The sequence below is a fragment of the Hoyosella subflava DQS3-9A1 genome (genome assembly GCF_000214175.1).
Lineage (GTDB): Bacteria > Actinomycetota > Actinomycetes > Mycobacteriales > Mycobacteriaceae > Hoyosella > Hoyosella subflava.
The window spans coordinates 3,985,549-4,008,277 of the sequence record NC_015564.1 but is presented as its reverse complement, the minus strand read 5'-3'; the positions used below and the strand labels follow the sequence as shown (position 1 = coordinate 4,008,277).

General features: G+C 61.9%; 23 protein-coding genes. 9 read left to right on the top strand and 14 right to left on the bottom strand.

What is annotated here, in order from left to right; translation table 11 throughout:
- Positions 1–32: 32 nt before the first annotated feature.
- Complete coding sequence (gene bluB, locus AS9A_RS18865) at positions 33–662, bottom strand: 5,6-dimethylbenzimidazole synthase (protein WP_041451215.1); 630 nt, start codon at positions 660–662, stop codon at positions 33–35.
- 32 nt (positions 663–694) lie between these two features.
- The gene (locus tag AS9A_RS18860; protein ID WP_013808728.1) at positions 695–1,900 is read right to left on the bottom strand and encodes an amino acid deaminase/aldolase; all 1,206 of its coding nucleotides are present in this window, start codon (positions 1,898–1,900) and stop codon (positions 695–697) included.
- A 49-nt stretch (positions 1,901–1,949) separates the two neighbouring features.
- Here AS9A_RS18860 and AS9A_RS18855 point away from each other — a divergent pair, with 49 nt between their 5' ends.
- A complete protein-coding gene (locus AS9A_RS18855) occupies positions 1,950–3,242 on the top strand; it encodes a D-arabinono-1,4-lactone oxidase (RefSeq protein ID WP_041452224.1) in 1,293 nt (430 codons plus the stop codon).
- A 218-nt stretch (positions 3,243–3,460) separates the two neighbouring features.
- Positions 3,461–3,913, top strand: coding sequence for a hypothetical protein (locus AS9A_RS22905; RefSeq protein WP_148262508.1), 453 nt, complete (start codon positions 3,461–3,463; stop codon positions 3,911–3,913).
- 121 nt (positions 3,914–4,034) lie between these two features.
- On the opposite strand, the gene AS9A_RS18845 is transcribed toward AS9A_RS22905, so the two are convergent.
- Together AS9A_RS18845 and AS9A_RS18840 are read right to left on the bottom strand one after the other, a co-directional pair.
- The gene (locus AS9A_RS18845) at positions 4,035–5,264 is read right to left on the bottom strand and encodes an NAD(P)/FAD-dependent oxidoreductase (protein ID WP_013808724.1); all 1,230 of its coding nucleotides are present in this window, start codon (positions 5,262–5,264) and stop codon (positions 4,035–4,037) included.
- Between the two features lie 66 nt (positions 5,265–5,330).
- Complete coding sequence (locus AS9A_RS18840) at positions 5,331–5,957, bottom strand: TetR/AcrR family transcriptional regulator (RefSeq protein WP_013808723.1); 627 nt, start codon at positions 5,955–5,957, stop codon at positions 5,331–5,333.
- Between the two features lie 256 nt (positions 5,958–6,213).
- On the opposite strand from AS9A_RS18840, the gene AS9A_RS18835 reads away from it, so the two are divergent.
- Genes AS9A_RS18835 through AS9A_RS18820 form a run of 4 tightly spaced genes read left to right on the top strand, consistent with a single transcriptional unit; the run spans position 6,214 to position 11,126 of the window.
- A complete protein-coding gene (locus AS9A_RS18835) occupies positions 6,214–7,272 on the top strand; it encodes an SDR family NAD(P)-dependent oxidoreductase (protein ID WP_013808721.1) in 1,059 nt (352 codons plus the stop codon).
- Between the two features lie 32 nt (positions 7,273–7,304).
- Entirely contained in the window at positions 7,305–8,141 is an 837-nt protein-coding gene (locus tag AS9A_RS18830) for an SDR family oxidoreductase (protein WP_013808720.1), read from the top strand.
- 4 nt (positions 8,142–8,145) lie between these two features.
- On the top strand, positions 8,146–9,327 hold the full coding sequence (locus AS9A_RS18825) for an alpha/beta fold hydrolase (protein WP_013808719.1): 1,182 nt from the start codon (positions 8,146–8,148) through the stop codon (positions 9,325–9,327).
- Entirely contained in the window at positions 9,315–11,126 is a 1,812-nt protein-coding gene (locus AS9A_RS18820; protein ID WP_013808718.1) for an AMP-dependent synthetase/ligase, read from the top strand. The genes AS9A_RS18825 and AS9A_RS18820 overlap by 13 nt, the downstream gene beginning before the upstream one ends.
- A gap of 68 nt (positions 11,127–11,194) precedes the next feature.
- On the opposite strand, the gene AS9A_RS18815 is transcribed toward AS9A_RS18820, so the two are convergent.
- From AS9A_RS18815 to AS9A_RS18805, 3 genes are all read right to left on the bottom strand, one after another.
- Positions 11,195–11,656 carry a peroxiredoxin gene (locus AS9A_RS18815; RefSeq protein ID WP_013808717.1) on the bottom strand — a complete coding sequence of 154 codons (462 nt, stop codon included), beginning with the start codon at positions 11,654–11,656 and terminating at the stop codon, positions 11,195–11,197.
- Positions 11,657–11,680: 24 nt separating this feature from the next.
- Positions 11,681–11,932 carry a cupredoxin domain-containing protein gene (locus tag AS9A_RS18810; RefSeq protein WP_013808716.1) on the bottom strand — a complete coding sequence of 84 codons (252 nt, stop codon included), beginning with the start codon at positions 11,930–11,932 and terminating at the stop codon, positions 11,681–11,683.
- A 134-nt stretch (positions 11,933–12,066) separates the two neighbouring features.
- On the bottom strand, positions 12,067–12,651 hold the full coding sequence (locus AS9A_RS18805) for a TetR/AcrR family transcriptional regulator (RefSeq protein ID WP_041451213.1): 585 nt from the start codon (positions 12,649–12,651) through the stop codon (positions 12,067–12,069).
- A 185-nt stretch (positions 12,652–12,836) separates the two neighbouring features.
- On the opposite strand from AS9A_RS18805, the gene AS9A_RS18800 reads away from it, so the two are divergent.
- Complete coding sequence (locus AS9A_RS18800; protein WP_013808714.1) at positions 12,837–14,333, top strand: glutamate--cysteine ligase family protein; 1,497 nt, start codon at positions 12,837–12,839, stop codon at positions 14,331–14,333.
- A 29-nt stretch (positions 14,334–14,362) separates the two neighbouring features.
- Here AS9A_RS18800 and AS9A_RS18795 read toward each other — a convergent pair whose 3' ends face one another.
- From AS9A_RS18795 to AS9A_RS18785, 3 genes are all read right to left on the bottom strand, one after another.
- Positions 14,363–15,157, bottom strand: coding sequence for an alpha/beta fold hydrolase (locus AS9A_RS18795; protein WP_013808713.1), 795 nt, complete (start codon positions 15,155–15,157; stop codon positions 14,363–14,365).
- 68 nt (positions 15,158–15,225) lie between these two features.
- Complete coding sequence (locus tag AS9A_RS18790; RefSeq protein WP_013808712.1) at positions 15,226–16,755, bottom strand: flavin-containing monooxygenase; 1,530 nt, start codon at positions 16,753–16,755, stop codon at positions 15,226–15,228.
- 160 nt (positions 16,756–16,915) lie between these two features.
- Positions 16,916–17,848, bottom strand: a complete 933-nt coding sequence (locus AS9A_RS18785) for a TIM barrel protein (protein ID WP_013808710.1) — start codon at positions 17,846–17,848, stop codon at positions 16,916–16,918.
- Between the two features lie 133 nt (positions 17,849–17,981).
- Between AS9A_RS18785 and AS9A_RS18780 the strand changes: the two genes are divergently transcribed.
- Entirely contained in the window at positions 17,982–18,998 is a 1,017-nt protein-coding gene (locus AS9A_RS18780; protein ID WP_013808709.1) for a LacI family DNA-binding transcriptional regulator, read from the top strand.
- Between the two features lie 12 nt (positions 18,999–19,010).
- Here AS9A_RS18780 and AS9A_RS18775 read toward each other — a convergent pair whose 3' ends face one another.
- Positions 19,011–19,196: a hypothetical protein gene (locus tag AS9A_RS18775; protein WP_013808708.1), complete on the bottom strand. Its 186-nt coding sequence runs from the start codon at positions 19,194–19,196 to the stop codon at positions 19,011–19,013.
- A gap of 262 nt (positions 19,197–19,458) precedes the next feature.
- Between AS9A_RS18775 and AS9A_RS18770 the strand changes: the two genes are divergently transcribed.
- Positions 19,459–19,881, top strand: a complete 423-nt coding sequence (locus tag AS9A_RS18770) for an NUDIX hydrolase (protein ID WP_013808707.1) — start codon at positions 19,459–19,461, stop codon at positions 19,879–19,881.
- A gap of 16 nt (positions 19,882–19,897) precedes the next feature.
- Here AS9A_RS18770 and AS9A_RS23930 read toward each other — a convergent pair whose 3' ends face one another.
- From AS9A_RS23930 to sdhA, 3 genes are all read right to left on the bottom strand, one after another.
- Positions 19,898–20,080 carry a hypothetical protein gene (locus AS9A_RS23930; RefSeq protein ID WP_013808706.1) on the bottom strand — a complete coding sequence of 61 codons (183 nt, stop codon included), beginning with the start codon at positions 20,078–20,080 and terminating at the stop codon, positions 19,898–19,900.
- Between the two features lie 105 nt (positions 20,081–20,185).
- The gene (locus tag AS9A_RS18765; protein WP_013808705.1) at positions 20,186–20,962 is read right to left on the bottom strand and encodes a succinate dehydrogenase iron-sulfur subunit; all 777 of its coding nucleotides are present in this window, start codon (positions 20,960–20,962) and stop codon (positions 20,186–20,188) included.
- Entirely contained in the window at positions 20,962–22,728 is a 1,767-nt protein-coding gene (sdhA, locus tag AS9A_RS18760) for a succinate dehydrogenase flavoprotein subunit (RefSeq protein WP_013808704.1), read from the bottom strand. Before sdhA ends, AS9A_RS18765 begins: the two co-directional genes overlap by 1 nt.
- Position 22,729: the final 1 nt, after the last annotated feature.

Below are 22,729 nucleotides of genomic sequence, written 5' to 3'. Positions count from 1 at the left end.
TGTCACAATCTTTGCCACAAGGCGGCAAAACGTCAACGAAGTCGATCTCGGTGCACCGCGTCGCTCAGTGGCCGCCGGGACCGCCAGCCGAAACGCTCGAGATCCGGGGTGTGCTGGAATCCCGTTACGGGGCCAACACAGAGCCAGGCGACTGGACGCACTGGCGCGGACGCGCCTACGAAATCGGCAAGGAATTCCTCGTCGTAGAAAGACACCCACCCGACGCCCACTCTTTCAGCGACAGCCGCGAGCCACAGGTTCTGAATAGCGAGAACGGTGGAGAACAGCCCGGTGTCCTCGACAGTATGCCTGCCGAGAACGTGCGGCCCGCCGCGATCAGGATCGTAGGTAACCACGATTCCGGTACCGCTTTCCTGAATTCCTTCGATCTTGATCGGGTTGAACACATCACGCTGTTCCGGTGGCAGGGAAGCGGCAAATCGGTCCCGCCGGTGTTCGACGTGCGCTGCGAACTCGCGGAGCCGGCTGGGATCCTGCACGATCACGAAATCCCAAGGCTGGGTGTTGCCTACGCTGGGGGCCCGGTGCGCCGCGTCCAGGATCCGTGTCAGTGCCGCATCGCCGATCGTTTCTCCAGAGAATTCCGCGCGAACATCGCGCCGCAGGCGGATCGCGTCGTACACCGTCATGGTAGGAGCCATACGGCTATTCGAGCATGCGTGCGTGCGGTGTCTTACCCCCAGTTGACTCCTTCGCCCCGGTACGTGGGGACCGTACGCCACAGAGCTGCGCTACTGCTGTGCACCAGGTGGTATTCGTTAAACCTCTCGGCCAGTTCGCCGGCCTTGGCGTGGCGCATCCACACGCGGTCGCCGATGGCGAGGTCGCCCGCTCCGAATACGGGTGTCTGGACTTCACCCGCACCCTCCATGATGCCGAGGCGGAGTCCTTCCGGAAGCCATGGAACGGGGAGCCGGGAGCCGTCCGCGGCGCCGGACGCGAGGTAGCCGCCGGCGAAAAGTGTGGCGATATCATGACGCGGCTTTCGCACGACCGGCAGGGCGTACAGTAGCGCGGGCTGCGGCGTGAACCGTGTGTAGTGGTCGAACAACGCGGGGCCAACGAGGCCTGAGCCTGCGGCGATCTCGGTGACGGAGGGGTCTTGTCGCGTTGTTTCGACGCTGCCTGTACCGCCGCCGTTGACGAACTCGAGGTCAGCGAACGCTCGGACACGCTCGACTGCGGCACTGCGACGCTCGGCTAGTTCCAGAGCGGACGCCGATTGAATGCGGCGCAGCGCGAGCGACTTGAGGCCAGCATCCTTGTCGCCGACGCCGGCGATCTGGCCTTCGTACCCCATGACGCCGACGAGCGCATAGCCAGTCCTGGACGTGATCGTGGCAGCAAGTGCCGCGGCTGCGCCGGGCGTGTGAATCGGTGAGCGGCGGGCGCCGAGATGGAGGCCTTTCAGCGGTCGCCACGAAACATCCAGTTCGAGAGCAACCCGAATCACAGGGTGCCCGGGGTTCAGAACATCCTCGATGAAGTTGAGGTGTTCGCCCGAGTCCACCATCAGCGTGATGTGTGCCCGAGCCGCGTCGTCCGCTGCAAGACGAGCAAGTGCACTCCGGTCTACCGTCGGGTAAGCAACCAGGATGTCGTCGCTGGCGCTGTGTTCGTGCAGCCACAGCGCCTCGCGTAGGGAATATGCGAGAACTCCGCGCACACCAGGGTGATCGAGGGCCCGGGCGAGGAGGGTGCGGCAGCGCAGTGACTTGCTCGCTACGCGAATCGGGAGGCCCTCGGCGCGGCGCGTGAGATCCTGCAGGTTCATGTCGAATGCGTCGAGATCGACGATCGCGCAAGGTGGATCGATGTTGCGAGTGGCCGAGTCGTACGCGGCTCTGAGTTCGGCGCGGCTGCGGTTGTTTCGCGTCACAATTGGTTACCGTACGCGGAACACGGTGCGGTGAGGGAGATGTGCAGTGGTGACGCAGTGGCAGAACTGGGCCCGAACAGTGACGGCGTACCCGGCCCGTGTGCTGCGTCCGCGATCAGTTGAGGAACTGCGTGAGATCGTGCGGAGCGCGGCAGACGCAGGGACGACGGTGCGTGCCTGGGGAAGCGGGCATTCGTTCACGGCGACTGCGGCGACTGCGGACTGGGCTCTCGACCTCTCTGAATTTCGCGGGTTCACCGACGTCGATCTGCCGCGTCGGCAGGTGACAGTCAAGTCCGGTACGTGCCTGCAGGAACTCAACAACTCATTGCACGTACTTGGCTTGGCGCTTGCGAATCTGGGGGATATCGATACGCAGACGATCGCGGGTGCAATTTCGACGGGAACCCATGGGACAGGAGCGCGGTTGGGCGGCCTGGCAACGCAGGTTGTGGGCCTGGAACTCGTGCAAACCAGCGGGGAAATCCTGCGATGTTCGGCGGAGGTCAATCGTGAAACGTTTGATGCCGCACGGGTGAGTCTCGGCGCGCTTGGGGTGATCAGCACTCTCACATTGCAGTGCGTGCCACGCTTCGTGCTCGCAGCTGACGAACGCCCCGAACTGCTGGACACGGTGCTTGAGTCGATCGAGTACGAGGTGGAGAGCAACGATCACTTCGAGTTCTTCATGTTTCCTTACGGGCGCCGCGCGTTGGTGAAACGCAACAACCAGACCGATGCTGCAACCCGCCCGCTGTCCCGGGCGGCCGAATTCATCAGTTACGAACTTGTAGAAAACCGTGCTTTCGGTGCGATATGCCGATTGGGCCGTGCGCTCCCTGCTGTCGCGCAGCCGACGGGGCGGGTCATCGATGCTGTGCTGTCGCCGCGTATGTATCGGGACTGGTCATACCGGGTATTCGCGACGCCACGGCGGGTGCGGATGGTTGAGTCTGAGTACGCCATCCCCCGAGCGGCGCTAGCCGGTGTGCTCGCTGAGTTGCGGGCGTTGTATTCCCGGTTGGCCGAGCCGGTGATGTTCCCGGTCGAAGTGCGGTTTTCCGCTGCCGACGACGTTTGGCTTTCGCCCGCGTATGGGCGTGAGACCGCCTATGTGGCAGTGCACCAGTTTGACGGCATGCCGTATGAGAAGTACTTCCACGAGTTCGAGGCCATCGTGCGGGGCGCTGATGGGCGCCCGCACTGGGGCAAGATGCATTCGCTCGGTCGTGAGGCCCTGGCTGACCTGTATCCACGATTCCGCGACTTCACGCGCATTCGGGACGTTGTTGATCCGGACCGCATATTTCGTAACGTCTACACCGATCAAGTGCTGGGTTGAGATAAAGAAGCCGTAACGGTTACCGCCTTTCCGAAAGATTAAAGTGCCAGCTCAGTGGCTATTTTTAACATTTTCGTGCGCGTAATCACATTAATTAACAGCTGTCTCAGTGAAACACTGGTGTCACATCCCTCGATATCCGATGCGGAAGCGCTGCTGCCCGACTGGGCTGAGCGTGACGAGGGAACAGACCCGGGGGCGAAATGAAAGGGAGACAGTTGAAGACACGAAATCTGGCCATGGTTGTACCTGCTGCTGGCGCGGCACTGGCACTCGGAATGACGGGAGTGGCAGGAGCTGCCGTCATCCAGAACGCACCAGAAGTAGTTCCTGCCGTCGTTCTCGACGACCAGGGCGACACGCAGATTGAGCCGGAGTCGATCATGCTCGCTCCCGCGGACGGCAACGACGCGGTCAACTTCATCACCTGGCTGGTGTGGAATGACGGCATTGCTGTCGGCACAGGTGTGGAGCAGGTCAACACATGCGAACCCACCTGTGCGGAGGGCACCACCCTCAGCAAGCCTGTCGTGATCGTGCTGGACAATGTCGAGCCCCTCGACGACAGCGACGACGTGCACTTCACCGAAGCTCGCATTTCCGGTGTTGACGGATCACGAACGGTCGAATTGAGCTCCGTCGCGATCCTCCCGATCGACGACGCTGCCTAATCGGCGTCCGAGTCCCAACGCCCGGCCAGCACCACGGCCGGGCGTTTGTGCGTTCGCGTGACGATCCTGTAAGCGATTCCGCGGCACGCGCGTCAATTCCTACCGGATCGCGAGTGCTGGGCTACACCTGGTCCAACGGGATCTCGCTATCCTCGAGACGGGCAACGTCTATCGATCGTCCCGACCTGATCAGCGATGTGATTGCGTCGGTGACGTCCCAGACATTGACGTTCATGCCGGCGAGCACCCGATCCGCGCTATCAAGCCAGAACGCGACGAACTCGTGGGTGCTCAGATCCCCGCGGACACTGACTCGCGAGTACTCACCGCGTGGTGCGAAGCCCACGTACTCCATGCCTAAGTCGTATTGGTCGGTGAAGAAATAGGGCAGGTTGTCGTAGGTGGCGGGGTGCTCAGTGAGCGTCGCCGCCGCGACCCGCGGCTGATTGAGCGCGGTCGCCCAGTGTTCGACACGGATCCTCCTGCCCAGCAGCGGATGATCATGCTCCGCGATGTCACCGACCGCGACGATGTCAGGGTCGGAGGTTTGGAGGGCGCCGTCGACCAGGACGCCCTCGTTGACGTCGAGGCCGGCGTCTTTGGCAAGGCCAATGTTCGGCTGGGCACCGACCGCGATCAGTACCGCATCGGCGGGGATTGTGTCGCCTGCGGTCAGCCGAACACCGCTGGCCGATCCCTCCGATGTTGTTATCTCTTCCACACCACTGTCGAGGCGCAGATCCACGCCGTGTTCGCGATGCAACTCGGCGAAGACGGTCCCCATCTCTGGGCCGAGTGCACCAAGCAATGGAAGTTCAGCGGCTTCGACAACGCTGACGGCGACGTCCTTGGCTCGTGCCGCGGCGGCGATTTCGAGCCCGATCCACCCTGCTCCGATAATTACGAGACGCCCGCCCGCTCCGAGGACGCGAATGAGTTCCTCCGACTGTTCCACCGTGCGGAGGTAGTGCACACCGTCCGCATCCGCGCCGGGGACGGAAAGGCGACGTGGTGCGGAGCCAGTGGCGAGTGCCAGCCTTGCATACTCCAGCGTTGACCCGTCGGGAAGTGTCAGGGTTTTCGCCGACCGATCTATGCTGGTCACCTCAGTTCCCAGCATGAGCTCAACATGGTGGTCGCGGTACCACTGTGGCGGCAGCAGCGTGATGTCGTCGGTCGTTTTCTTCCCCTGGACGAACCCCTTCGACAAGGGTGGCCGGTCATAGGGGAGGTGCTCTTCAGCGCCGATCAGCACGATGCGACCGGGGTAGTCGCGGTCGCGCAGCGCTTCTGCAACTTTGGCGCCTGCTAGTCCGGCGCCGACTATGGCGATGGGAGGTTGAGTTGTCATGTCAGGCCTCGATCTCGTGGTGGCAGTCTCGTCAATGCCGACACTCCGACCCTACCGTGAGGGAGATCACTTCCGGCGTGTGAGTTCCCAGGAGGGGACGCCCAAAAACGCTGACGAAACGAGCGCGATCATCGTGTCTGACAGCCGGAGCAGGTCTGCGAGCCGCTCCTCTTCCGCAGCTTGCACGATGAGTTCGGTCAGCCCGCCGGTGACGGCGGTAGCCATTTCAGGAGAAAGCTCCCGGACCGCGGGATTTCGCTGGTATGCGCGCTCGGCGAGGCTGATCAGGAGTGCGACGAAGCTGCGCTGCATTTCTCGGCGTGCCTCGCGCGCTCGGGGCCCGGCACCGAGGGTCTCCACAAAATGTGTTTTTGTTGCAGCCGGGGAGTCGCTGAGCACCTGCAAAAGCGCTGTGATTGTTGATTCGATGCGTTCAGCCGTAGTTTCGCCGATTTCTGATGCCTTGCTGACAGTGGCGATGACGTCCGCGCGGAATTCCTCGTGACTTGCGAGGAGTGCGCTTTCTTTGTCGGCGAAGTGTTCATAAAAAGTACGGCGGGAAACATGAGCGAGCGCCACGACATCGGCGATTGTGGTGGCAGCGTAGCCCTTGGTCGCGACCGATTCGGTAAAGGCGGCGAGGACCCGGGTGCGCGCGGCATCACCTTTGCCGTTGGCAGCTGCTGCAGGCATAGGTTGCGCCTTCCTGTCGGGACCGGGGTTGGTATTTGATCGTACCAACCGGCCAGCGATCGAGTGGTGGAGAAGCCCTCCGAGCTGGGCATTCTTTGCCAGTTTGAAGACTGTGTGCAGCGTCACTTGCCAAGCGGTACTGTCACGTACCATACTGTGATTCGTAGCGGTACGAAGAAGTACCAGTGAAGCTGATCCTCATCCCAGGGCATTGTGGCCCAGATCTCAAACCCCACGCACCACAGGAGTAACACCCATGGCAACTCTCGCCCTCCCGTCGCAGATCTCCCCGGCCGCCCTCAGTGCCCTAGTCGAGCATGCGGTCCTGCCGCAAGCGCTAGCAGTCACAACCGCCGCACGCCGGGTACTTGTCGGCACGGACCTTCCACTCGAGGGGCGCAATGTCGTCATCACCGGCGGATCATCGGGTATCGGTGCTGCCGCCGCACTGAAAGTTGCCGAAGCAGGCGGCACCGTCATCCTCGTCGCCCGCAGCATTGACAAGCTCGACGCCGTCAAGCAGGAAATTGAAACTGCTGGAGGACGTGCCTACACGTATTCCTGCGACGTCACCGACAACGAGTCCGTCGATGCTCTTGTCGAACAGCTCGTGGCCGACCACGGCGAAATCCACATGCTCGTCAACAACGCAGGGCGCTCGATCCGTCGTTCGATCGCATTGTCCTACGACCGCTTCCACGACTTCGAGCGCACCATGTCGCTCAACTACTTCGCGGCGGTCCGGTTGATCCTCCGCCTGCTGCCGCACATGTCCGAGAACAATTTCGGCCACATCGTCAACATCTCGTCGATCGGTGCGCAAACCAACCCGCCTCGCTTCTCTGCGTACGTCGCGTCGAAGGCTGCACTTGACGCTTTCAGCCGAGTCGTCGCCAGCGAAGTGGTCGGCAAAGGGGTCGGCTTCACCACCGTCCACATGCCGCTCGTACGTACACCGATGATTGCCCCGACGTCGATGTACGACGCTTTCCCCACGCTTTCACCGGAAGAAGCAGCCGACATGGTGCTCCGGGCACTCGTGAAGCGTCCCAAAGAGATCGGTACTCCGATGGGCACATTTGGCGAACTCGCCTACACGCTCGCGCCGGGCCTCGTCGACAAGATCCTCCACCAGGCCTACAAGGTCTTCCCGGACTCACTGGCGGCTAAGGGCGAACTCGACGAAAGCCCAGAACGGCAGGGTCTTAGCCGCAGCGGCCAGATGCTTGCCAGGGCATCGATCCTCGTCCAGGATCAGCCGCTCTCCCGCGCTGCCAAGACCATGATGCGCCTGCTTCCCGGCATCCACTGGTGAAACTTCCCCTACTGCTGACAAAGGAAACAAACATGAAGACTGTCGAAAACAAAAAGGTCCTGATCACCGGCGCCGCAATGGGCATGGGAAAGCTGTATGCGCAGCTCGCGGCGAAGGAAAATGCGTCCGCGATAGTGCTGTGGGACATCAACGAGGTCGCGCTCAAGCAGACCACCGACGAACTGCGCGCGAACGGCGCGACGGTGCATCCCTACGTGGTCGATGTATCTAGCCAGGAAGCAATCGAGGAAGCCGCGGCACAGGTTCGTGACGAAGTGGGCGACATCGAGGTGCTCTTCAACAACGCCGGCGTGGTGCGCGGCAACGCCTATTTCTGGGAGACTGACAGCACCCGCGACACCGCATTCACCATGAAGATCAACGCTCTTGCGCCGATGATCATCACGCGGGAGTTTTTGCCTGGCATGGTCGCAGCTGAAGGTGAGTGCCGCGTCATTAACGTGGCGTCGGCAGCAGGCCTGACCGCGAACCCGCGCATGGCCTCCTACTGCGGATCCAAATGGGCGGCCGTCGGCTGGTCCGACTCTGTGCGCCTGGAACTTGAGCAAGCCGGCCATCGGCACGTCAAGGTCACCACTGTGTGCCCGTACTACATCAGCACTGGCATGTTCGACGGCGCGAAAGCTGCGCCGCTGCTCCCAATCCTCGAACCCGAAGCGGTTGTCACAGAGGTGTGGAAGCAGATGAAGAAGGGCGCACCCTTCGTGATCCTGCCGAAGACTGTGCTGCTCAGCGAGGCCTTCAAGGGGATCCTTCCCACGTCCATCCGCGACTTCGTCGCCGGCCGGGTACTCGGTGTCTACAAGACGATGGAGCATTTCACCGGCCGTGACCCGCAGAAGGTGTAACTCGATGACACTTCTGATGCCCCTCCCGGTAACTCCTGCACGGCTGCCTGCAGCCGCCGCGAACCTGAGCCACAAGGTGCTCTACCACGGGCTCGCCGACTTGCGGCCGATGCCGCGCGTGCTTATCAGCAGCGGCCCACAGCGTGCCGTATACCGGTATCTCCCTGCACCAGGAACCAGCGAGAGTACAGGCGCTCCAGTGCTTCTCGTCCCGCCGCTGGCGGTCCCAGATTCATGTTTCGATTTGCGGCGCGGTTGCAGCCTCGCGGAGCATCTCGTCGAATCCGGCCGACGTACCTACGTCGTCGACTATGGCCAGATCGGCTTCGGTGAACGAAATCTTGGCATCGAGCACTGGATCCACGACGTGCTCCCGCAGGCCATCCGCGCCGCGAGCAAAGACGCCGGGGGAGCGCCTGTGCACCTTGTCAGCTGGAGCCTCGGAGGTGTGTTCTGCCTGCTTACGGCTGCGGATCTGCCGAATCTCCCAGTCGCGTCCATCACGCCGATCGCCAGCCCGATCGACTTTGCCGCAGTGCCGCTCGTCAAGCCGATGCGGCCCCTCGTGGCGCTTACCCGTGGGCTGGTTCTCACCCAACTCGCTCGGACGCTTGGTGGGGCACCGAAGCCACTGGTAAAACGCGCCTTTCAAGTCAGCAGCCTGACGAAAAACGTCATCAAGCCCTTCACGATGCTGTCGAAGCTCGATGACCGCGAGTTCCTCGCGCAACTCGAAGCTGTTGATGCATTCACCGACCATATGACGGCGTATCCCGGCCGTACCTTCTCACAGCTCTACCATCTGCTGTTCCGCAAGAACAGCCTCGTCAACGGGCATCTGGATGTCGCTGACCGGTGCATCGACTTCGCCCGGATCCGTGTGCCGGTCATGGTGGTCGCAGGCAGCTGCGACGCGATCGCGCCGAGGAAGTCTGTCGAGAAGCTCGCGTCACTGCTGCCCGGTTCGCGGTATGTGCGGACCGAGGTCGCTCCGGGAGGCCACCTCGGAGTGCTCACTGGCCGCAACGCTCGGACCACCACATGGCCAGCACTCACGGACTTCCTGCGACAGGCCGACGAGATTCGCGCGCTGCGCTTCGATACAAACCCCTCGATGGCCGAGCTCCGATCAGCCATCGAATCGATCACCACTACTTCCCGTAAGGAGCCCGCATGCGTGAGCTGACGGTACCCGCGCGCGCACACATCGCCCGGCGCGAAAACTTGACCGACATGATTGTCCGCAACGCGCAGGACGAGCCGCAGTCCGTCTCGTTCCGACGGAAGGTCGGCAGTGACTGGCACGATGTGACCGCGGCCCAGTTCCTCACCGAGGTCGACGCGATGGCCAAGGGGCTGATCGCGAGCGGCGTGAACCCCGGCGATCGCGTTGCCATCCTCTCCCGCACGCGATACGAGTGGACGCTGCTCGACTTCGCGATCTGGAGCGCTGGCGCGATCACGGTCCCGATTTATGAGACGTCGTCCCCGGAGCAAGTGCACTGGATTCTGTCGGACTCCCGAGCCGTCGCGTGCATCGCGGAAACAGCCGCGCACGCCGAGATGGTTTCAGGGCTGATGGGGGACGTGCCGTCGCTCGAGCATTTATTCCAGATCGAAGGTGAGCTCGCCGCGGCCGCAGAAGGCCTGTTCGTGTTGGGCAGCCGTAGTGAAGGCATCGCGGACGTTGTTGTGCAGGCACGCAGGGATTCGCTCAACGCCGAATCGCTCGCCACGCTGATCTACACGTCCGGAACCACCGGACGGCCGAAGGGGTGCACGCTCACCCACGCGAACTTCCTCTCGGAAGTCGCCAATGTGACGATGCAGCTCGATGATCTCTTTGGGCGCCGTGACTGTGCGACGCTGCTGTTCCTGCCGCTGGCGCACGTTTTTGCGCGGGTGATCCAGCTAGGTTGTGTGTATCAGCGCGTCACGCTGGGGCACACCGCGGATGTGCGGGACCTCCTGGACGACCTCGCGGGGTTCCGGCCGACCTTCATTCTGGCGGTTCCGCGCGTCTTCGAGAAGGTGTACAACACCGCCGTTCAGAAGGCTGATGCCGCGGGCAAAGGCAAGATCTTCAACCGTGCCGCCGCCATCGCGATCCAATACAGCGAAGCACTCGATACAGGTGTTGTACCAGTTGGACTGCGAACCCGCCGTGCTCTGTACAACGCGCTCGTTTACCGGAAGCTGCGCAAATCCCTCGGCGGCCGGGCGACACATGCCATCTCCGGAGGCTCTGCCTTGGGCAGCCGTCTTGGTCACTTCTATCGCGGCATCGGCCTCACCGTCCTCGAAGGGTACGGGCTGACCGAGACAACCGCTGCGATCACGGTGAACCCGCCGCGTTACGCGAAGATGGGCACCGTGGGATTACCTGTCCCGGGGGCTGTCGTACGCATTGCGGACGACGGCGAGGTGCTTGTCCAGGGCCCCATGGTGTTCGGCGGCTACTGGCGCAACGAGGACGCGACCGGAGAGGCAATCGATAATGACGGCTGGTTCCACACCGGCGACATCGGCACGCTCGACGAACAGGGCTACCTTGCCATCACCGGACGGAAGAAAGAAATCATCGTCACTGCGGGCGGAAAGAACGTGGCGCCTGCCGTGATCGAGGACCGCATTCGTGCTCATCCGCTGGTCAGCCAGGTCATGGTCGTGGGCGATAACGAGCCGTTTATCGGAGCCCTCGTCACCCTCGACGCCGAAGCGCTCACCCCGTGGAGCGAGAAGCACGGCAAATCAGGGTCCGTCACCGAACTCGCCACGGACCCCGATCTAGTCGCTGCAATTCAGAGTGCTGTGGACGAGGGAAACAGGGCAGTCTCGAAGGCCGAGTCGGTGCGGAAGTTCCAGATCCTCCCCATCGACTGGACTGTGGAGGACGGGCAGCTCACGCCGTCGATGAAACTCAAGAGGGCCGTCGTGATGAAAGAACACGAGACCGACGTTGATGCGCTCTACGGCCGCGCCTGACGTCATGTCATGAGTGGGCGGTTATGTGCGAAATCTGAGAGGATATTTCGTACGTAACCGCCCATTCGTCAGGAGCGGTGAGACTTCAGGATCTCGAGTGCCTTGTCGGCGTGGACGTTGGCGCTCAATTCTCCGCTCACCACACCGAGGATCGTCCGGTCCGTATCGATAACGAATGTTCTGCGTTTCACCGGTGCAAGCTTGCCGAGCAAACCACGCTTCACTCCGAACTCAGCGGCGACCCCGCCATCCTTGTCCGAGAGCAGGGGGTAGTCGAGATTCTTCTGCGATGCGAACCCGGCCTGAGTGGCAACCGAGTCCGTGCTGATGCCGACTCGAGTGGCACCAACTTCGGTGAACTCAGCGGCGAGGTCGCGGAAGTGACACGCCTCACCCGTGCAAACGGGAGTGTTCGCCCCGGGGTAGAAGAAGAGAACGACCGGGCCCTTGTCGAGTAGGTCAACAAGTGAACGAACGGTGCCGTCCTGGTCTTCAAGCTTGAAATCTGGTGCTAAGTCGCCTTTGTCCACAGTTCGTCACCTTACGGGAAAACACTACTCAACGACGATCAGCCCGGTTTTCTGGGGATGCTCTGAACACACGTACTCGTACTCGCCAGCGTCGTCGAAGGTGTATGACCACGTGTCGAGCGCGATCATGGGGCTCGCGAAGTCAGGCGGGGCGTTGTCGCCAGTGCCGATAACGTTGTGCGCCACCGGGCCGTCGTCGAACACCCATTCCACCGTGTCACCCGCCTGAATAACGACGGTCTTCGGAGTGAAATCCATGTTGGTGGCTTGCACCACGGCCGGTCCGTCGCCGGCATGGACGTAGGGCGGTGGTTCATTCTCCGCACCGCAGCCCGACAATCCTGTGACGATGACGGTTGCGAGCGTCAGTGCCGTGACGGTTGGTAAACGAATCGAGGGCCTCCTTCGCGTCAGCCAGCGACCTGCTGGACTGTCTGATTCAGGTTATCGACCAGCATGTCGACGATCCCGTCCACCGGCATCACGTCGGGGGTCGCTTCGACCGCAATCTCTTCCGCCATCGCGAGCCAGCCTCGAACAACGAGCCGAAGTTGCGGGCTGGGTTCGGCGATACCCATCGCGTCGATCACACGGTCGGCGATGCGGGCTCGGATGCTAGAAAACACCTCGAGCACCCGTTCATCTCCGCCCGCGCCCGCACGCACCAGTGCCACATAGTTTTCTCGGCGCCGCTGAATGAACTGTACGAAACCGTCGACGATACCGCGGACCCGCTCAGCCGTGGTCCCCTCGTCGGGTGCGCGAGCGTGCAGCAGGAGCCGATTGCCGGCCGCCTGGACCACTGCGATGTAGTACTCGCGCTTAGTGGGGAAGTAATGGAAAAGCAGGCCCCGCGAGATGCCGGCCTCCGCAGCTACCTCGTCGATCGCGAGCTCGTGGATGGGACGGCTCACGAGGAGGCGCAGCCCGATACCGATCAGCTGTCTGCGCCGGTCTTCCGCAGACAAGCGTGTACGCACGGTCGGGACTGTCATGTCGGCACTGTAACACCGGAGATCCAGCGCCGGATCTGGCGTGGGCCGCAGTGTTGAGCGCTGCTCAACGCGTGATCTTCCCTGCTCCCGAGACAGATTGTGTGTCACAGCCTGGCGTGTCCCGCTATGGTCGTGGAAGCGCGGTTGCTACCGAGGATTTCACCAGGAAGTGGGCGGAGTGGAATATGGGAGCTGAAGTCACTTCGATCAGGTTCACTCATGAAGACCGCCGCCAGTTTCGGCGCAAGGTCCACGAGTGCACCGAAGCTCTCGAACGGATGCTGCGTGACGGCGCGTTCGAGCGCTTGCGCGCGGTGCCGCTTCTCGGGATGGAAGTCGAGTTAAATCTCGTCGACGATCAAATGGAACCCGCGAAAGCGAATGACACTGTCCTCGAAGCAATCGCAGATACCGATTATCAGACGGAACTCGGCCGCTTCAACATCGAGCTCAACGTCGCGCCAGCACCGCTTTCCGGGAATTCGATCGCCCAGGTAGAAAGCAAACTGCGCAGCTCGCTCGAGCACGCTGACGATGTCGCTGCGCGGAACCATGCTCGGCTCGTTCTCACCGGCATGCTGCCCACGCTGCGAACGGAGCACTTCGACGCGGCGTGGATCACTGACAATCCGCGCTACGCCCTCCTCAACGATCAGATCTTCGCCGCGCGAGGTGAGGACATCGAGATCGATATCAGTGGAACAGGACTCGACGGGCGTCCCGAACGGCTGCGTATCGACTGCACGTCCGTGCTGCCGGAAGCGGCGTGTACATCCGTGCAGCTGCACCTCGCGGTCGATCCCGAAATGTTCGCCAGCTACTGGAACGCGGCACAGTGCATTGCGGGCGTACAGGTAGCGCTGGGAGCCAACTCACCTTTTCTGGCCCAAACGTCGCTGTGGCACGAAAGCCGTATACCGGTGTTCGAGCAAGCAATAGACACGAGATCCTGGGAGCTGAAAAATCAGGGCGTACGCCCGCGGGTCTGGTTCGGTGAACGCTGGATCACGTCGATCTTCGACCTGTTCGACGAGAATGCTCGCTACTTCCCTGCACTCCTGCCCGAGGTTGACGAGGAAGACCCACTGTCCCTCCTCGACAGTGGGCGTGTGCCCAAGTTAGCTGAACTCGCAATGCACAACGGGACAATTTACCGGTGGAACCGCCCCGTGTACGCGGTGGTTGATGGCGAGCCCCAGATGCGCGTGGAGAACAGAGTCCTCCCGGGCGGTCCCACGGTCGTTGACACGATCGCGAACGCGGCGTTCTACTACGGCACGGTGCACGCGCTTGCCAATGCGGAGCGCCCGCTGTGGAGCCAGATGTCGTTCGGTGCCGCCGCGGCCAATCTGAAAGCTGGTGCGCAGCACGGCATGGATGCCCGCTTCTATTGGCCCGCTTTCGGAGAGGTGGGCCCCGACGAGCTAGTTCTGCGCTGGCTGCTCCCGCTAGCCGATCAGGGCCTCGCTGACTACGGCGCGTCGCAAGAAGTGAGAGACCGGTACCTGGGCATCATCGAGGAAAGGTGCCTGTCGGGCCGTAACGGTGCGGCGTGGCAGCGCGCGACGGTCGCGCGCCTGGAAGCGAAGGGAAAGACGCGCGGGGAAGCCCTCACCGAAATGCTCGCGGAGTACGCGGAGCACATGAGGGTAGGTGCACCAGTCCACACGTGGCCATGGTGACTGTAGGGATGGCCTGAAAAGGAGTCGATCTATCCGGTCCGGCTGAGGATGAGCTGCGCGGTTTCCTCCGGCTGATCCCACACAGGGAAATGGCCGCAGCGCCGGAACCAGTGCAGTCGAGCATCTGGGAACTTCTCCTGCGCGCGTGCGGCCTGGCGGGGAAACGTGACGCGGTCCTGCTTTCCCCAGCCGATGGTGACCCGGCCTGGCGGCGTCCCCGCCGGGGCCCCCTCCTGAAGAGGCCCGCTGACCAAAGCGCTGAGCGTCCTCTTCAGGGCGGTCGCTTGTGCGAAGGCTCGTAGTTCGCGAACTGTGAACTCTTTGGTAAGTCTCCACGGCGCTGCCGAGAACTGGATGAGCAGCGCTGTGCGACCGGCAGGGTTTCCTAGCAACGCAGGCAGCAGCGGTTGCAGCCTCAAAATTAGGGGAATTGATGCCTTGAGTGAAGCGCTAAAGATGCGGCGTTCACCCTCGCTCCAGAAACCGCCAGGATCGAGGGCTACAGTATCACCGCCGATTCCGCGTCTCGCCAGTTCGAGAACTATGCGGGCGCCCATTGAACTCCCGACGGTATCAATTCCTTCGAGCCCCTCGGACCTGATAAATTCTTCGACCGAGTCTGTGAGTGCTGCGATACTGGGTTCACCTTCGAGTGGCGCACTGTCCCCGAACCCGGGAAGGTCAATGGCGATGACGTCACGAGATCGCGAAAGATCATTCATTATCGGTCGCCACGTCTCCCAGGTCGCTCCGAGACCGTGTATCAGCAGGAGCGGTTTCCCGGTCCCTTGCCGCGACGCATTGAGCTGGCTGCTGGTGGACATGAAGCTTCCTTCCGGCCGTCCTTCCGGTGCCCTTCCGAGACTACGGAATTTCGAGACGCGGTGAGGTCTCAGCTGGTGAGGGCTGCTTCGCGCGGCGCGTCAGCGGTGATCGACTCGAAAACGAAGTCGCTGGCGTTGACGCGTCGGGTGCGCGACCAGTACTGGAAGGTAAATCCCGGCCAGATCGTGCGATTAAGACCCTGCGAGTCGAGATACCAGCTAGTGCACCCGCCGGTACTCCACACACCAGTCGTAAGTTTGCTCTGGATCTCGTTCGTGAACTCGCGCTGTGCTGCTGCGCTGACCTCGATGACACCGCGCTTTGTGTCGGCAAGCTTCATCGCAGACAGGATGTAACCGATCTGCTGCTCGATCATGAACACCACCGAGTTGTGGCCGAGCGCGGTGTTCGGGCCAAGCAGGAAGAAGGCATTCGGGAATCCGGCGATGGTAATGCCGAGGTGGGTTTCCATCCCCGCGCGAGCCCACTGCTCTTTGAGCTTCACACCGTCACGGCCCGTGAGATCGATGCTGTCGAAGCCGTCTGTCACGTGGAATCCGGTGCCGTAGATGACGACATCGACTTCACGCTCAGTGCCGTCGTTGGCGATGATTCCGGTGGGCGTGAACTCGCGGATCCCTTCGGTGATGACCTCCGAGTGTTCGCGCGCGAGTGCAGGGTAGTAGGTACTCGACCCGAGGATCCGCTTGCAGCCGATCCGGTAGTCCGGGGTGAGCTTGCGCCGAAGCTCTGGATCCGGCACTGAGCGGTCGATGTTCCATTTCGCGAGTCGTTCTATCGGCTGCATCATATTCGAGTTGCCGTTGAGGCCGAGTGCGAGACTTTCACTGGCCCAATAAATCACGTTGCGCACAGCACGCCTGGCTAGAGGTACTTTCGTGAGCGCGGTTTGCGCGACGCCGGGGATCGGCACATTCGTCCGGGGGAGTACCCACGCAGGGGTCCGCTGGTAGAGGTGCAGTTCTTTTACTTGATCGACGATTTCTGGAACGAACTGGATCGCGCTCGCTCCTGTGCCGATTACCGCGACTCTTTTGCCGCGCAGGTCAATTTCGTGGTTCCACTGCGCGGAGTGGAAGCGTTCGCCCCTGAATGTGTCGTCACCTTGGAAGCGCGGGACACTCGGGATGTGCAGACCACCGATGCCGGAGACCAGGTACTGCGCTTCATAACTGACGCCTTCGGCAGTGCGAACGGTCCAGCGTTGCGTGGTGTCGTCCCATGCGGCCCCGGTGAACGTCCGGCCGAAGTGGGTGTAGCTCTTCAGGTCGTGCTTCTCGGCCACCGCCCGCATGTACTCGAAGATTTCCGGCTGACGAGCCCACAGCTTCGTCCAGCGCGCATTCGGCTCGAAGGAGAAGGAGTACATGTGGGAGGGCACGTCACAGGCACAGCCAGGGTACGTGTTTTCACGCCACGTGCCGCCGAAATCATGGGCTTTGTCGATGATGATGAAGTCGGGCTGCTTATTGCGCAGCAGCTGTATCGCCATACCCATGCCGGAGAAGCCGGTGCCGATGATGAGAGTGCGCGTCGTGTGGGTGGACGCAGCAGTTCCGGCATTGGATAGCGACATTGGTACCCCTTCAGATCAGCTCAGTCGGGCGCCTCCACGGAAGACGACCGCACCGCCGCGACGTTGCGGCAGATATCTGTGTGGGTCAAGGTGTACCGGATAGGACGAATTAGTGTCAATGACCGTTGTCACAGTCTGGGTCAGGTTTGCAGTCGGGTAGTCATTGGTTGGCCTTGAAGAGGCCGTTCAGAAACCCGACCGAAGCCCGGGCGTCCGCGATAGGCCCTTCGTCTTCCGGCTCGCCGTCGAGGATCATGTCCTGTTCGAGGACATACCAGCCGTTGAAGCCACTGACCTCAAGCGTGTTGATAACGGTGGCGATGTCGATGTCGCCCTGGCCCAGGGGGCGGAACATCCCGCGCCGAACACCGTCGGTAAACGCGATGTCTCCCTTGCGGACCTGATCCGCAAGCGCCGCATCAACATCCTTGAGGTGGACGTGTGCGATCCGGTCGGGGGCTGTACGTGTCAGCTCCACGGGGTCACAACCCCCGATGAGCAGATGTCCGGTGTCGAGACACAGCGCAATCGAAGAGCCGGACAGCACGCGCTGGACCTCCTCCTCGTTCTCGACCATGGTTCCGACATGGGGGTGAAGCACGGCGAGCACACCTCGGGAGGCGGCATAGGAGGCGAGCTGGTCGAGATTGGTGAGCAATGTGTCCCAGCCTTGCCTGTCAAGCTCGGGGCGCGAGTCGTAACCGTCGATGCCGGTCGCTGCGGCCAGGACAAGGACTGTCGCGCCTGCGGCAGTGAACCAGTCGAGAACTCTGGCGATCTCCTGCTGGGGGTCCTGTGCCGGGTCGTGGAGGACGACCGGTGCAAACCCGCCAACCGCCGCCAGTTCGTGCTCCTTCAGTGCCGCGGCGCGGGCAGCAGGCTCCTCCGGGAGGAAGTCCGCGGGGCCGAATTCAGTCGCCGTGAGGCCCAGGCTGTTCATTTCGCTGAGCACGCGGGCAGGGCTGAGTTGGTGCCCCCATCCGGGGACCTCGCATACTCCCCACGAAATAGGCGCGCCGGCAACGCGTTCGGCGGCTGGTATCCGCGGCGCGGACGATAGCGGCGATCCTGAGGGCGAGTATGCGCTAGTCATTGATGAGTCCTTGCTGAACGGCGTCGTGAGTGCCCGGAGGTTTCCGGGCCGCGAGAGCTTATGTCTCTAGTCTTGCGGGGACTAGACTGGCATTCAACCTCACAGAACCATCAAAAAGACATCAGGAACCGTAGTGGTCCATCGATTCAAAGTCAGAGAAATTGCCCAGCAAAGCGGACTCAGTGAAGCGACCGTCGACCGGGTCCTCCACGAGCGTCCCGGTGTGCGAGAAAGCACCAGGATGGAAGTGCAGCAGGCGATCGCTGACCTGGACCGGCAGCGTTCACAGTTGCGGCTCGAAGGCCGCAAGTTCCTCTTCGATGTGGTGATGCACGCACCGCGGCGCTTCGTAACTGAGGTGCGCGAAGCCCTCGAAGCCGAGATACCTGCCATGCAGCCAGCAGTGATCCGGTGCCGCTTCCATCATCGGGAAACCGGGCCCTCTGAAGTGCTCGTGGAAACCCTCGACCGCATCGCTAAGCGCGGCTCACAGGGTGTGCTGCTGAAGGCTCCGGATGTGCCTGAGATCGTCGAGGCGATCGAACGGCTCAATACCGCAGGCATTCCCGTCGTCACCATGTTCACTGACGTTGCTCGAAGCGCACGAGCAGGCTACGTCGGCATCGATGACCGCGCGGCCGGGTCCACCGCTGCGTATCTGATGAGCCAATGGCTGCGTCGCGAGCAGGGAAACATTCTCATCAGCCTGACTCAGAACTTCTTCCGGAACGAGGAAGAACGAGAGGCGGGATTTCGCGTAACGATGCGCTCCCTGAATCCCGAGCGTCGACTTATCGAGATTCCTGACACCGACGGAGTTGACGACACAGTGCGACGGCGCGCCGTCGATGCACTGAACCGGGACCCGTCGATCATGGCCGCCTACTCCATCGGAGGAGGTAACCGGGCTCTGCTTGCAGCATTTGAGCAGGCAGGCAGAACGTGCCACGCGTTCATTGCTCACGACCTCGACGACGACAACACCCAACTACTGCGGGAAGGCCGTGTCTCCGCAGTGCTGCACCATGACCTTCATGCTGACGTCCGCCACGCTTGCAGGTTGCTGCTGCAGGCGCGCGGCGCGCTCGATGGGGTGCCGCCGTCGCTCAGCACGATTCATATCGCTACCCCGCACAACATTCCACGGTGACGTCACCCGCACTCAGCTGGCCTCCTTGTCCGGATTGAGAACTGAAACGACGGAAGACGCGGAGAACGCTGTCCAGGCGTGTTTATCAATAGACGCATCAGAACTCGCCGCGAACGCGACCGTTCCGGCAAGGGTGACGCTCGACGCGGCGGCGAGAATGGCGGCGCGCCGAACGCGAGTTGCGGTCCTTGGACGCATGAAAGCTCCTTTTGTGCACTGCACTTAGCAACCGGGCCTCAGCCACAGTTGGTTGTCGCAATGATCGTTAAGCACACGGCGCCTCGGCGCATTCGGATTAGACAAGCAGTTAGCCGGCTGTGACCGTCGCGTGTCTGTTGTTGCGTTCGTCGCACTTTTTGTCACTACGTGTTAACCAATTGGAGTCCTCGGTAACCTCGATTTCGGCGCTCAACCCGGTGCCGGATCCTCGAAGTGCGAACATCACGACAGGTATCTGATAGTGACCAAGCCGATCACTGTAGCGGGGGTGTGCTTCCTCAAAAATCGGGAGCACATCCTGCTAGTCCGTAAGCAGGGCACCGAGCATTTCATGCTCCCTGGTGGCAAACCGGACCTGTCCGAATCGATTTACGCCGCGGCGGTCCGCGAATGCCACGAAGAGATTAACGTTCAGCTAAACGAGGAATCGCTGCGCTTCCTTGGACGGTGGACCGCGCCCGCCGCCAACGAAACAGGCCGCATCATCGATGCGACCGTGTTCGTGTGCGAGGCGGCAGAAGCCGTCGGGGCTTCGTCGGGCGCGGAAATTGCTGAGGTCCGCTGGGTGAGCATCAAGCGCGCGCAAGCTAGCGTGCTCCTTGCTCCTCTCGTGACGGATAACGTCATCCCTGCGCTATCGTCCGCGCGCAAGGTTCCCGCCTGAATCAGCCCCGCCTGAATCAGCCTGGCAGCCCCGGAGGGTAGTGGGCGCCGGAAAACTCCGGCGGCCCCTGAATCCCCAGCATTTGCAGCAGGGTACGGCAATCTTCGGCGTTTGTGCTGCGGGTTGCGACTGCGCGCTGTGCTTTGCGCCAGATCTCTGGGTCAATGGGCCCCGGCCCGCGTGACGACATGTCGGACATTCGGATTATCTTACCTCTAGGCGAACGACAGTACGAACTGGCTGTAAACGAGCGGTGGGTGCCTCCCTGAGTTCCAGAGAGGCACCCACCGCACTGCGTATTTCCTCAGCGCGCGAAAAGCAATGCGCGCTTTACTTCCTGGATGGCCTGCGTCACCTGAATCCCGCGTGGGCATGACTCAGTACAGTTGAACGTCGTGCGGCAGCGCCAAACGCCGTCCATGTCATTGAGGATCTCGAGCCGCTCGGCAGCGCCCTCGTCGCGGCTGTCGAAGATAAACCGGTGAGCGTTGACGATCGCTGCTGGGCCGAAGTATGACCCGTCATGCCAGAAGACCGGGCACGAGGTCGTGCAGCATGCGCACAGGATGCACTTCGTTGTGTCGTCGAACCGGGCACGGTCTGACTGCGACTGGATCCGTTCGCGCGTCGGTTCCTGGCCGTAGTTGATGAGGAACGGCTTTACGGCGCGGAACGCGTCGAAGAAGGGCTCCATGTCGACGATGAGGTCCTTTTCTACCGGCAGCCCACGAATAGGCTCCACGGTGATGGTGACGGACTTCCCATCTTTGGCCAGCATGTCCTTCATCAGAATCTTGCAGGCTAGACGGTTGACACCGTTGATCCGCATCGCATCCGAACCGCAGATTCCGTGTGCACAAGAGCGCCGAAAGGTCAGCGTGCCATCGAGATACCACTTCACGTAATGCAGCAGGTTAAGAAGCCGGTCCGAGGGCAGCGCCGGAACCTCAAACTCCTGGAAGCCCTGAGCATCCGGGTCTTCCGGGTTGAACCGGCGAATCCGGAGCGTCACCATGACGGCGCCCTCGGGAACCGGGGGGAGTGAACGCTCGCCTGTTTCAGATTCAACTGTCGCAGTCATCAGTACTTGCGCTCCATCGGCTCGTAGCGGGTGAAGGTCACTGGCTTGTAATCCAGTTTGATGTCGGCGATCAGTGGGGGCTGGCCGTCTGCCGGAACCTCCTTGTACGCCATGGTGTGGCGCAAGTAGTTCACGTCGTCACGATCTGGGTAATCCTCACGTGCGTGCCCGCCGCGGGATTCCTTCCGGTTAAGTGCACCGGCAACCGTGACCTCCGCGAGTTCAAGCAGGAAGCCCAGTTCCACGGCTTCGAGAAGGTCGCTGTTGTAGCGCTTGCCTTTGTCGTGCACCTGCACGCGGCCGTACCGCTCTTTCAGAGAGTTGATGTCCTTGAGCGCTTGCTTCAGCGTTTCCTCGGTCCGGAACACTGAGGCGTTCCGGTCCATCGTTTCCTGCAGCGCGATCCGGATATCAGCGACGCGCTCGTTGCCCTCGCCGGAAAGCATGCTGTCCATCCAGTCCTGCACCATTTGTGCGGGAGTGTCCGGGAGCGGCTCGTATTCCGAACCTAATGCGTGCTCCGCAGCAGCGATGCCAGCACGGCGGCCGAACACGTTGATGTCGAGCAGCGAGTTGGTGCCCAGGCGGTTCGCGCCATGGACGGAGACGCATGCGCATTCGCCAGCGGCGTAGAGACCATGGACGATCTCGTCGTTGTTAAGCAGCACTTCGCCACTGATGCGCGTGGGGATACCGCCCATTACGTAGTGACACGTTGGGAACACCGGCACGAGCTCCTTCACCGGGTCTACGCCGAGGTAGGTACGCGAGAACTCGGTGATGTCTGGCAGTTTCTCTTCCAGAACATCCTCGCCGAGGTGGGTGACGTCAATGTAGACGTAATCCTTGTCAGGCCCGGCGCCGCGCCCTTCGAGAACTTCGAGCACCATCGAGCGGGCGACGATGTCGCGCGGTGCGAGGTCCTTGATAGTGGGGGCGTAGCGCTCCATGAAACGCTCGCCATCGGCGTTACGGAGGATTCCGCCTTCGCCGCGGACAGCCTCGGAGATGAGGATTCCCAGGCCTGCGAGGCCTGTCGGATGGAACTGGTGAAACTCCATGTCTTCGAGCGGCAATCCCTTGCGGAATACGATGGCCATGCCATCGCCAGTCAAGGTGTGCGCGTTCGAGGTCGTCTTGTACATGCGGCCCGAGCCGCCGGTCGCGAAGACGATCGACTTCGCATGGAACACGTGGATCTCACCAGTTGCGAGCTCATAGGCGATGACACCCGTAGCTGCGGTGCCCTGCGAGGTCTCGGTCAGACACAGATCGAGTACGTAGAACTCGTTGAAGAACTCGACGCCATGCTTGACGCAGTTCTGGTACAGAGTCTGCAGAATCATGTGGCCCGTGCGGTCTGCGGCATAGCAGGCACGTCGCACTGGAGCCTTGCCGTGGTCGCGCGTGTGGCCACCGAAACGACGCTGGTCGATTTTGCCTTCGGGCGTGCGGTTGAACGGCAGCCCCATCTTCTCGAGGTCGAGAACTGCGTCGATCGCTTCTTTCGCCATGGTTTCAGCGGCGTCCTGGTCAACCAGGTAGTCGCCACCCTTCACGGTATCGAAGGTGTGCCACTCCCAGTTGTCCTCTTCGACGTTGGCCAGCGCGGCACACATGCCACCCTGCGCCGCACCCGTATGAGAACGCGTGGGGTAGAGCTTTGTCAGCACTGCGGTACGGACGCGGGGGCCGGCTTCGATAGCGGCACGCATCCCGGCGCCACCAGCGCCGACGATGATCACGTCGTAACGGTGTTCTTGCATG